Below are 11183 nucleotides of genomic sequence, written 5' to 3'. Positions count from 1 at the left end.
TAAGAAAGAGTCGGTCCGTCCGGCTACGCCGCCGTGGTCGTGGTTCCGCTGCCGCTCGTGCCACCACCGTCGCACGTTCCGTCGTGCTGACCGCACCGGTGACGCTGGTGGACGTGGTTGATGGGCTGGTGCGGCCCGGACTCGCCGGCGTTCGGGCGGAGGATGTACTGGCCGCTGCCGGTCTCGTGGACGCGGATGTCGTAGACGAACGACACCGTCTCGTTGGCCTCGACGGTGAGCTCGCTGTTCAGATGGAGGCGCTCCGAGGGGAGTTTCACGTCCGCGGACTCCCCGGAGGTCAGCGTCGCGTCGACGCCGTCGATTCGCACGAACACCGTCTCGTAGGTGTCCGCCGGCACGCTCAGGTTCCCGACGAGGCTCGCGTTCTCCCCTTCGAGGCGCGTGAGGTCGACGGTTCGGTTGTCCACGTCCCGGGTCACCCACGACTCGTTCTCGGTGGCGTTCGCGGGATGGACGGCGACCTCCGTGATGGTGACGTTGAGGTGCTGGAAGTCCTCGATGGCGCCGGGCTGGTCGCTGACGTACATCTCGACGGTGCCCTCGCCGCCGTCGCCGCCGAAGAAGCCCGTGCAGCCCGCCGTGACGAGCAGCGCTGCCACTGCGAGCGTCGCGACTGTGCGTGACATGTGCGGAGCCACGTCGCCAGTCCGGGAAAGCGCTCCGGCCGCTGGCCCGCCTGCGCCCGCATCGGTGGGGTTTTGCGCACGGCCCGCCCACGTTCGGGCATGACTCTGCAGGCTACATTCCTCGGGACGAGTGGCGCCGTCCCCACGACCGAACGCAACCCCAGTTCGGTGTTCGTGCGCCGGGAGGGCGACGCGTTCCTCTTCGACGCCGGCGAGGCGACCCAGCGCCAGATGATGCGGTACGGCACCGGTTTCGACGTCTCCGACGTGTTCGTCACGCACGCCCACGGCGACCACGTCTTCGGCCTCCCCGGCCTCGTCCAGACGTGGGACTTCAACGACCGCGAGGACCCCCTGACGATTCACGTCCCCCGAGGCCTCCGCGACCAGATAGAGGCGCTCGTGTTCGCCGTCGGCGGGGACGTCGGCTTCCCCGTCCGTATCAGCGAAGTGAGCGCGGGCGAGACCGTCCTCGACCGCCCCGAGTACGAGGTCCGCGCGTTCGACACCGCCCACCGCACGACCTCCGTGGGGTACGCGCTCGTCGAGGACGACCGCAAGGGCCGCTTCGACCGCGAGAAGGCCGAGGAACTCGGCGTCCCGGTCGGCCCGAAGTTCTCGAAGCTCCACGAGGGCGACGCCGTCGAACTCGACGACGGCACCGTCGTCCGCCCCGAGCAGGTCGTCGGCGACCCCCGTCCCGGCCGCAAGCTCGTCTACACGGGCGATACGCGCCCCCACGACCCCGTCGTCGCCGCCGCGGACGGCGCGGACCTCCTGATTCACGACGCGACGTTCACCGACGACGCCGCCGAGCGCGCCGCCGAGACCGGCCACTCGACCGCCGGCGAAGCCGCCGCCATCGCCGCCCGCGCCGACGCCCGAACGCTGGCGCTCACCCACGTCTCCTCGCGGTACGCCGGCGACGCCCGCGAACTCCGCGAGGACGCCGAAACCGCCGACTTCGACGGCGAGGTGTTCGTCGCCCACGACGGCATGACCTACGACGTCCCATTCCCGGACACGGTGTGACCCGCTCGGTGTCTCGGCTTCGGCCTTCTCAGCCCAAGTCGAGGCGCCGCTGGATTGCTGCGAAATCGGCGTCGCTGACGTCGGCGTCGAGTCTCAGTTCGTCGTCGCCAGCGACGCGCACGACGAGGTCGAGCTGGCGTGTGCGGAGAAACAGGCCCCGGAAGCCGAGGCCGGCGACCACCGCGACGGCGCCACGAGCACGCGGTGCGTTGGCCGTTTGTCCCAATCGCCTCGGCGAGGAGGACGAGCTAGCGCCGAACCTCCTTAGTATGCGCCACCACCGCCGTCGTCGGGTCCGCTACCGAGCGGTTCGTCGATAGTCGCGTCGCCGACCCCGACTTTCATACTCATCCCTGACAGGTCGTCTCCCCCGTGGATAGAACAGTACACGTCGTACACGCCGCTTTCGTCGAACGTATGCGTGGTCTGCTCTCCGCCGGGGACGGACGTGTCCTTGCTCCAGTTGTCCGAGGCGCTCGTGACGGTGTGTTCGACAGTATCGTCGTTGGACCACGTCACTGTGGTTCCAGTGTCGACGTGGATATTCCGGGGGTCGAACTGTGACCCTGTCATCGAGACGGACGACGTTTCCTCGACGGTTGCACCGCCGGTGGTGTTTCCACCGGTACAGCCCGCGATGACGGCGAGACTACTGGCCGCGACGCCGTCGAGGAACGTTCGGCGCCGAATCATGGTAATCAGTTACACTGTTGTGGGCGGAGCTATTTGGCCCTTGTTGCCCTCGAAACGGTAGTGTTCAGGTACGTTGATCGGGAGTGATCGCTTGAAACCCATCGGTGGCCGCTCACGCGTTTGTTCCGGGAACGCAAGCGCTCCCGGGGTTCGCCTCACCGCCGCCCGGGTTCGCCGAACCCCCCGCTCCGCTCGTTTCGCTCGCCGTGGCAGCGAAGCCGCTACGCGCACCTCGCTGTTTCAATCCACCGGAAACCGGAGATTGCCGCGGCCTCGGGAGAGCGCTGCTCTCCTGGCGACCACCAGAAGTGGGCGGGTCAAACAGCCGAAGCTAGCGATCGTTGCATCCCTATCTTTAAACAGCGAGAGAATCGCGCCGTTTACGGCGGGCGTGAATCGCGTCACTTGATTACACAGCCGCCGTTAATCGGCTGAACCGGATTCCATCTGAACAGTACCGACCCGTCCCGCACCGAACTTATTAGCGCTCGCCACCTATCTGAAATCGACTTGAGTACTCGCACGAGCGCCCTCGACGCCCGCGTGTTCGGCGTCGACGTGCAGAGCGGTGACGTGCGCGGGGACGCCCCATCCTACGCGCTCGTCGTCTTCGACGGAGAGACAGTCGAGCGCGACGTCGTCAGCCGGCGGAAGCTGCTGCGTCGCGTGGACAGCGAGGAGCCCGCGATTCTCGCGACCGACAACATGTACGAGCTGGCCGCGGACAAGGACCAACTCGTGCACTTCCTGCGCGGGCTCCCCGAGGAGACGAAGCTCGTGCAGGTCACCGGTGACGAGCGCCCCGAGCCGCTCTCCCGAGTGGCGAAACGCCACGGCGTCCCGTACGGGAAGCCCGCGATGGAGGAAGCCGAGGCAGCGGCTCGACTGGCCGCGCGCAACGTCGGCTACGAGGTGTCGGCGTTCACCGACGAGACCACCGTGAAGGTCGCCCGCGGTCGCTCGACCGGTGGCGGTGGCGGGTGGAGCGAGGACCGCTTCACGCGCCGCATCCACGGCTCCGTGAAGCGCGTCGCCCGCGACGTGGAATCAGAGTTAGACGACGCCGGCCTCGACTACGAGCGCGACGTCACCGAGAAGTACGGCGGGTTCTCGAACGCCGTCTTCACCGTGCAGGCTCGCCCCGAGGACATCCCCGTGAGCAGCCGACGCTCCGGCGACACGCGCGTCGAGGTCGAGCCCGTGCGCCGGGACGGCATCGAGTTCGAGCCGCTCGCGCGGCGCCGCGACCGCGTGTTCGTCGGCATCGACCCCGGGACGACCACGGCGGTCGCGCTGGTCGCGCTCGACGGCCGCGTGCTCGACGTCACGAGCACGCGTACCGCCGACACCGCGGAGATCATCGAGTGGATGATCGAGCGCGGCCGCCCCGTCGTGGTCGCCGCCGACGTGACCCCGATGCCGGCGACCGTCGAGAAGATTCGCGCGAGCTTCGACGCCGCCGGCTGGGCACCCGACACCGACCTCCCCGTGGACGAGAAGCAGCACCGCACCCGCGAGGAGGGATACGACGACGACCACCAGCGGGACGCGATGGCGGCGGCGCTGTTCGCCCGCGACGCCCACGCCGACCAGATTCGGCGCGCCACCGAGGAGACGCCGCCCGAGCTCGACCGCGGCGAAGTCGTCTCCCGCGTCGTCGGCGACGACGAGCCGCTCGCGGCGGTCATCGACGACCTCACCGAGACCGACGAACCCGAGGAGGAGACCGTCGAGCACGAGCCCCGCGAACTCACCGACGAGGAACGGCGGATTCGGGACCTCGAAGCGCAGGTCGCGCGCCTCCAGGACCACGTCGCGGACCTCGAAGCCGAACTCGACGAGAAAGACGAGACAATCGAGGAGTACGAGGAGGAACTTTCGGAGGCGCGCCGCGAGGAGCGCCAGGAGGCCCGCGAGCGCCGCGAGGTCACGCAGCTCCAGTGGGAGAACGACCGCCTCGAAACCGAACTCGCGGAGGAGCGCGAGCGCGCCGACGAACTCGCGGCGAAGCTCGAACGCCTCAAAGACCTCTGGAAGCTCGACCACTCGAACCTCGGCGACGTGAACCACAGCGGCGACCTCGTCGCCGTCAAACCCGTCGACCAGTTCACGGTCGACGCCATCGAGGCCGCCGACGGCGAGTACGGCATCGCGTCCGGCGACGTCGTCTACCTCCGCGACGCGTCCGGCGCGGGCCGCTCGACGGCGGAACTGCTCGCGGAGTTCGACCCCCGCGTCGTGCTCCGGTCGGGCGGCCTCTCGGACGCTGCCGACGAGGTGCTGTTCGAGCACGATATCCCCATCGGCCCCGCCGACGACGTGACCATCCGTGAGGTGGACGAACTCGCAATCGCCAGCGAGTCCGACGTCGAAGCCGTGCTCGCGGACTGGCGCGAGCGGAAGGCCGAGCGCGAGCGCGAACAGAAGGAGAGCATGGTCGACTCCATCATCAGCGAGCACCGCGCCGACCGCGACTGACCGGCCATTCGGGCTGCCGCCGGATTGCGAATCACGCCCGCTTTCCGCCCGGACTTCTGGTTTCCACTCTATGGTGGGCGTAAAGATGGAGACTCAATCTGAACGATAAAGGGAGGGTATTTACTTAACGATGTGTAGTAAAAATCTCCCTAGATTTATTATAGTTCGTACTATCTACCGTTTCGCATGTCAAATCGTACCAGGGATTTCGAGCGGCGGACGTTCCTCGCGCTTGCCAGCGCCGGCCTCGCGGGCCTCGCGGGCTGTAACCAACAGAGCCAGCCGGGGACGACGACGCCGACATCGCAGCCGCCCACGACAGACGAATCCGAGGAGACGGAGACCGAAACGACGACCACGGAACCGTACGACGCCGAGCGCGACATCATGGTCGAGATGCGGGACGGCGTCAGTCTCGCCACGAACGTCTTCACGCCCGCCGGCGAGGACGGCCCGTTCCCGACGCTGCTCAACAGGACGCCCTACAACAAGGCCGACGAGGAACCGATCGGCGGCATCCGTCCGGCTGTCGACGCCGGCTACGCGGTCGTCCAGCAGGACTTCCGCGGGCGGTTCGGTTCCGAAGGGGAGTTCCAGGGATTCGACCAGGGCGAGGACGGCTACGACACCATCGAATGGATAACCGAACAGGACTGGAGCACGGGCGACGTCGGGATGTACGGCACGTCGTTCCGCGGGATGGCCACGTGGCAAGCAATCAAAGAGGACCCGCCGGGACTCGTCGCTGCCGCACCGCTGGTCACCCCGACGAACTTCTACGGCGACCTCCAGTACATGGGCGGCGCCGACAACTACGGCACGTCACTCGCGTGGCTGGCAGCGAACTCGTTCTCCCAGGTCTCGCGCCTCGACGTCTCCGAGGAGAAGGCGGGCGAGCTCCGGGGAGAACTGGAGAGCCTGCTCACGGGCTTGCCGGAGAGCGCGGATACGCTCCCGACAATCGAGCAACCCGCCTTCGACGAGGGCGTCGGCCCCCTCTGGCAGGACTGGCACGAGCACTCGACCTACGACGAGTTCTGGAAGGACCTCGACGTCCTCCAGCACATCCCGGACATCTCGACGCCAGTCGTCCAGGCGAGCGGCTGGTACGACATCTTCCTCCGCGGGAACACCTGGGGGTTCTCGACGATCGAGGAAGAAGGAACGGACGTCGTCCGAGAGAACCAGAAACTAGTCTTGGGGCCGTGGGCGCACACGACGTACCCCTCGGCGAACCCGGTCGGCGATTGGGACTTCGGCTCGAACGCCGAGTACGACATCGCCAACGAACTCGTCCTCCCGTGGTTCGATTACTGGCTACAGGACGAGGAGACGGGCGTCACCTCGATGCCGAAAGTACAGTACTTCCAGATGGGCGACAACGAGTGGCGAACGGCCGACCAGTGGCCGCCGTCGGGCGTGACCGCAACCGAGTACCACCTCGACAGCGGCGGGAACGCGAACAGCGACGTCGGAGGCGGTGTCCTGACGACCGGCGACCCGAGTGGGAGCGCCCGGAGCGATAGCTACGAATACGACCCCCTCGACCCAGTTCCGACCCGCGGTGGCCCGCTCCACATGGGCGGGACGGTCGAAGCCGGCGTCAAGGACCAGACGTCGGTCGAGGAGCGCGACGACGTCCTCGTCTACACGTCCGAGGAGCTCACCGAACCGCTGTCGATTGCGGGCGACGTGACCGCGTCGCTGTTCGTCGAGACGACGGCTGAGGACACGGACTTCATGGTGAAACTCGTCGACGTCGGGCCGGACGGCTACTCGGCGAACATCACGGAGGGCGCGCTCCGCGCGCGCTACCGTGAAACGAACGACCAAGGCTCGTCCCACCTCGCTTCCCAATTCGAGGAGACGGCGTTCCTCGAACCGGGGGCGGTCTACGAACTCGAAATCGAACTCCGAGACGTCGCGCACACGTTCCAGTCGGGGCATCGGATTCGCGTCGACGTCACGAGCAGTAACTTCCCGAAGCAGGACCGCAACCCGAACGCAGCGGTTCCCGTTGCAGAGGCGACCGAGTCGGACATGCAGACGGCGACGCAGACGCTCTACCACAGCCCAGAGCGCCCTTCGAGCATCATGCTCCCCGTTCACGAGTAACGGAGTAGTAGCAACGCTCGCCCAGTACCACCAGAACGGCGCCGCGGGCTACGCGTCGGGCTGGTAGTCGCTGCCGACGACTTCACGGATGCGCTCGGCGGTGACCTGGCCGACGCCGTCCGCCTCCGTGAGGTCGTCCTCGCGGGCGGTCATCACGGCTTCGACGGTCCCGAACGCTTCGAGGAGCGAGCGCGCGGTCACCGGGCCGATGTCCGCAATCGAGGAGACGACGTACTCCTGCTGTTCGCCGAGCGTCTTCGCGGCCTTCTCGCCGTGCGCGCTCACCTCGCGGTCGTTGTCGGTCTGCTCGCGCTCGGCGATGGTCTGAATCATCTCCGCGGTGTCGTCCTCGCCGCGCGTCTGCACGACGCTGATGCCCCAGTCCACGGCCAGCGACGCCAGCGTCGCGCGAATCGCGTTCGGGTGGACGTTGCGCTCCGCGTAGAGGTCGCCGTCTCCCTCCAAGAGGAGGACAGGGCGCGTGTAGTGGCGCGTCAGGTCCTTGGCCTGCTCGAAGATGGAGCGGTCGCCGCCCAGCAGCGTGTCCAGGAAGTCCGCGTGGGACTTCCGTTCGACGGCGACGCGGTCCGAGAGCACGTAGTCGCCCACCGACAGCGTCTCCAGTCTGGTCTCGACCCCGTCGCGCTTCGAGAGGTCCCGCGCGATGTTCGAGTCGAGTTCGCGCTGGTCGACGACCACCTCGACCGCCTCCTCGTCGCCGCTGTCCGCGCGCGCTGCCACACCCTCCTCGTCCTCGCCTTCCTCGACATCGTCGGGGTCGGGCGCGTCGAAGTCCGTGAGTCCCGCCTGCCCGTCGCCGCCTGCAGCCGCGCTACCGCCGTCGGCCTCCGCAGGCTGCGCGTCCGCTGACGTGGCTGCTGTCGCCGCCTCGCTCGCGTCGTCGTCCGAAGCGTCCGCCTCCTCGTCGCCGTAGTCGTCGAGCGCGCGCTGACTCTCTCCGAGGTCGCCTTCGAGGTCGTCGGCGACGCCTTTCAGTTCGCGGAGTTCGTCCTCCATCTCCTGCTCGCGGCGCTGACTGATCCAGAAGTACGCCTCGTCGCGGGTGTCCTCGGCCATCAACACGACGACCTTTCCCTCCGTCTGGCGGCCCGTCCGCCCCTTTCGCTGGACGGAGCGAATCGCCGTCGGCACCGGCTCGAAGAACAACACGAGGTCGACCTCCGGAACGTCCAACCCCTCCTCGGCGACGCTCGTGGAGACCAGCACCTCGAACTCGCCGCTCCGGAACCGGTCGAGCGTCTCGCGCTGCTCTTTCTGCGTCATCCCGTCGCTGCCGTCCGCGTCGCCCTGCCCGACGAAGCGCTGCGTGTCGAAGTGCTCGCCCAAGAAGTCGGTGAGGGCTTCCGCGGTGTCCCGCGACTCGGTGAAGACGATGACGCGCTCGCCCTCCTCGATACCGAGCGTCTCAGCGAGCAGCATCCGCGCGCGCCGGAACTTCGGGTGGAGGCCGTCGAAGTCGTCGGCCTTCCGCATCGCTTCTTTGACTTTGGGCTCGGAGACGAGTCGTTGGCTCGCTTTCGATGCCCCCGACGAGCGCGCGGCGTTGCGCTGGCGCTCGAAGTACCGCCGCACGGATTCGACGCTCTGCGTTTCGACGAGTTCGACCGCGCGCCGGAGCTTCATCACCTCCGCGTGCACGCTCATCCCCTGGTAGCCCTCGCTCTGGTCGTTGTCGATGAGCTCCTGGAGTTTCGCGCGAATCTTGTTCAGGTCCTTCTGGGAGACGTCCGGGCTGGAGACGCGCGTGACGCCCAACTCCCGGAGTTTCTCCAGGCGGTCCTCGATGACCTCGTTGATGGCGTCCCGGACCTCGATGACCTGCTCCGGGAGTTCGATGCGCTCCCACTGGACGTCCGTGTCGTACGTGTGCTCGCCGACGTCCGCGTCGTCCTCGGTCATCACCTCGACGTTCCGCACGCCGAGGTTCTCGCAGACCGTCTGGATGTCCTCCTCGTTGCCGCCCGGAGAGGCGGACATCGCCGTCACGAGCGGGTTCAGCGCGTCGGCGTGGTAGCGCTCCGCGATGTACGTGTACGCGTAGTCGCCGGTCGCACGGTGGCACTCGTCGAACGTGCAGTGCACGACCTCTTCGAGCCCGATGCGCCCGCCCACGAGGTCGTTCTCCACGACCTGGGGCGTCGCCACGACCACGCGCGCGTCGTTCCACATCTCCGCGCGGTCGTCGGGCCGCGTCTCCCCCGTGAACACGACGATTTCGTCGTCCGGAATCCGGAGGGCTTCCCGGTAGAACGCCGCGTGCTGTTCGACCAGCGGCTTCGTCGGCGCGAGCAGGAGGGACTTCCCGCCCGCGTCGTCGGCCAGCCGGTAGGCCGTCACCAGCAGGCTCACCGTCGTCTTCCCGAGCCCGGTGGGGAGGCAGACGAGCGTGTGGTCCTCCCGTGCGGCCGCCGCGAGCTGCAGCTGGTACTGGCGTGCCTCGATGACGCCCTCGGCCAGCATCGGATGGTCGACGTACGCGGACTCCGACATTCGGGCGGTCGTACGTCGCTCACGTGGTTAAGGGTTCGCGTACCGGGGTGAAAGTGGCCAGGTCGGCTCGCACTTTTCGTTATCTACGCGTGAAATTGTGGGGTCACCGCCGTCACCGACGCCTCGAGACCGTGCCCGAGCCTCCAGTTGTGACTACTCCACCTAGCCCGGCAACGATATAGGCGGGGCGCCTCCACGTTCCCGTATGCGAGTCGAGTTCGACCGCGACGTCTGCATCGGGATGTTCCAGTGTGTCGCGGAGTGGGACGCCTTCGAGGAGGACACGGACGCGGGCAAAGCCGTCCTGCGGGACAGCGAAGAGGTCGAGGACGGCGTCTTCGCGCGCGAGATTCCCGAAGACGAGGAGTTCGACGCGAAGTTCGCGGCGCGCTCGTGCCCCGTCGACGCGATTGCAGTCTACGACGACGACGGCGAACAGGTCGTCTGAGGCCCTAGCGAGCGGTCGTCCTCCGTTCAGGCAAGCTTTATGCTAACGCGTGCCACACTAGCGACTGTAATGTGCCACCACTGGGAGGAGGTGCCGATACGGGAACTCGAACCGGACGCCGAACGCGAATCCACGGACGGCGACGAACCGGACGAGGTCACGAAAGAGGTCGCGCCGGCCTGACGCGGCCGGCGAGCGCGGGCGCGGCGATTACGCGATTTCGTCGTACTGCTCGGAGAGCTTCTCCGCGGCCTCGCCGAGCTGGTCGCGCTCGTACTCCGTGAGGTCCCACTCCACGACTTCCTCGACGCCGTTCGAGCCGAGTTTCACGGGCACGCCGAGACCGACGTCGTCGAGGCCGTACTCGCCGTCGAGCACGACGGAGCCGGGGAGCACCTCGCCCGTGTCGCGGAGGATAGCTTCGACCATGTGCGCGACGCCCGTCGCCGGCCCCCACTGGGTTGCGCCCTTGCGCTCGATGACATCCATCGCAGACTGCTGGAGTTCTTCGAGGATGTCCTCGCGCTCGTCGTCCGAGAAGTCGGGGTCCGCGCCGTTCACGCGCACCTTCGAGAACACGGGCACCTGCGCGTCGCCGTGCTCGCCGAGGATGGTGGCTTCGACGTTCTGCACGGGCGCGTCGAAGCGCTGGCTCAGCACGTAGCGGAAGCGCGCGCTGTCGAGGCGACCGCCGAACCCGACGACCTTGTGACGGTCGCGGTCGCCGCTCTCGTAGAGGTGGCGGTTCAGGAGGTCGACGGGGTTCGACGTCGTGACCGTCACGAAGTCGTCGTTGTGCTCGGCGATGGAGGAGCCGATGTCCTCCATGATGGGCGCGTTGTCGCCCGCGAGGTCGATGCGCGTCTGGCCGGGCTGGCGGGGAATCCCCGCGGTGATGACGACGACGTCGGAGCCAGCGGTGTCCTCGTACGTCCCCTGGGTGACCTCCGTGTTGGCGTCGTAGGCGACGCCGTGGTTCGCGTCCGCGGCCTGCCCGATGGTCTCGTCTTCCTTGTCCGGGATGTCCACGAACACGAGTTCGTCGGCCACGTCGCGGAGCGCGAGGTTGTAGCCTGCGGCGGCGCCGACCGTGCCGGCGGCCCCCACGATGCTGACTTTCGTCATATCACGTATACCCACCGCCGGCGAGTCCGTTAAGCGCTTCGGTGAGTTCGAGCAGGCGGGGAAACGACCCACACGGTCGCCGACGACGGACGAACGCCACTTCGACTTTCGTCGAATTTTCTCGCAGGGTCCGT

General features: G+C 67.5%; 9 protein-coding genes. 4 read left to right on the top strand and 5 right to left on the bottom strand.

Annotated features, from left to right (window positions below; translation table 11 throughout):
- Nucleotides 1-23 precede the first annotated feature (23 nt).
- A complete protein-coding gene (locus LT974_RS15445) occupies nt 24-647 on the bottom strand; it encodes a DUF4382 domain-containing protein (RefSeq protein ID WP_232588511.1) in 624 nt (207 codons plus the stop codon).
- A 99-nt stretch (nt 648-746) separates the two neighbouring features.
- Here LT974_RS15445 and rnz point away from each other — a divergent pair, with 99 nt between their 5' ends.
- Nucleotides 747-1679 (top strand): ribonuclease Z, encoded by a 933-nt coding sequence (rnz, locus tag LT974_RS15440; RefSeq protein ID WP_232588510.1) that lies wholly within the window; start codon nt 747-749, stop codon nt 1677-1679.
- Between the two features lie 28 nt (nt 1680-1707).
- Here rnz and LT974_RS15435 read toward each other — a convergent pair whose 3' ends face one another.
- Both LT974_RS15435 and LT974_RS15430 read right to left on the bottom strand, forming a co-directional pair.
- Nucleotides 1708-1905 (bottom strand): hypothetical protein, encoded by a 198-nt coding sequence (locus LT974_RS15435; RefSeq protein ID WP_232588509.1) that lies wholly within the window; start codon nt 1903-1905, stop codon nt 1708-1710.
- A gap of 38 nt (nt 1906-1943) precedes the next feature.
- Nucleotides 1944-2372, bottom strand: a complete 429-nt coding sequence (locus LT974_RS15430) for a cupredoxin domain-containing protein (protein ID WP_232588508.1) — start codon at nt 2370-2372, stop codon at nt 1944-1946.
- Between the two features lie 510 nt (nt 2373-2882).
- Here LT974_RS15430 and LT974_RS15425 point away from each other — a divergent pair.
- Nucleotides 2883-4850, top strand: coding sequence for a DUF460 domain-containing protein (locus LT974_RS15425; RefSeq protein ID WP_232588507.1), 1968 nt, complete (start codon nt 2883-2885; stop codon nt 4848-4850).
- 186 nt (nt 4851-5036) lie between these two features.
- Nucleotides 5037-6965, top strand: coding sequence for a CocE/NonD family hydrolase (locus LT974_RS15420; protein WP_232588506.1), 1929 nt, complete (start codon nt 5037-5039; stop codon nt 6963-6965).
- A gap of 48 nt (nt 6966-7013) precedes the next feature.
- Here the strand turns inward: LT974_RS15420 and LT974_RS15415 are convergent, their stop codons facing one another.
- Entirely contained in the window at nt 7014-9476 is a 2463-nt protein-coding gene (locus tag LT974_RS15415) for a DEAD/DEAH box helicase (protein ID WP_232588504.1), read from the bottom strand.
- A gap of 205 nt (nt 9477-9681) precedes the next feature.
- On the opposite strand from LT974_RS15415, the gene LT974_RS15410 reads away from it, so the two are divergent.
- Complete coding sequence (locus LT974_RS15410) at nt 9682-9924, top strand: ferredoxin (protein WP_232588502.1); 243 nt, start codon at nt 9682-9684, stop codon at nt 9922-9924.
- Between the two features lie 210 nt (nt 9925-10134).
- Here LT974_RS15410 and mdh read toward each other — a convergent pair whose 3' ends face one another.
- Nucleotides 10135-11049 (bottom strand): malate dehydrogenase, encoded by a 915-nt coding sequence (gene mdh / locus LT974_RS15405; protein ID WP_232588501.1) that lies wholly within the window; start codon nt 11047-11049, stop codon nt 10135-10137.
- Nucleotides 11050-11183 lie beyond the last annotated feature (134 nt).

Source organism: Halobacterium noricense (genome assembly GCF_021233435.1).
Lineage (GTDB): Archaea > Halobacteriota > Halobacteria > Halobacteriales > Halobacteriaceae > Halobacterium > Halobacterium noricense.
The sequence above is the reverse complement of the archived record's forward strand: the minus strand, read 5'-3'. Positions and strand labels throughout refer to the sequence as shown.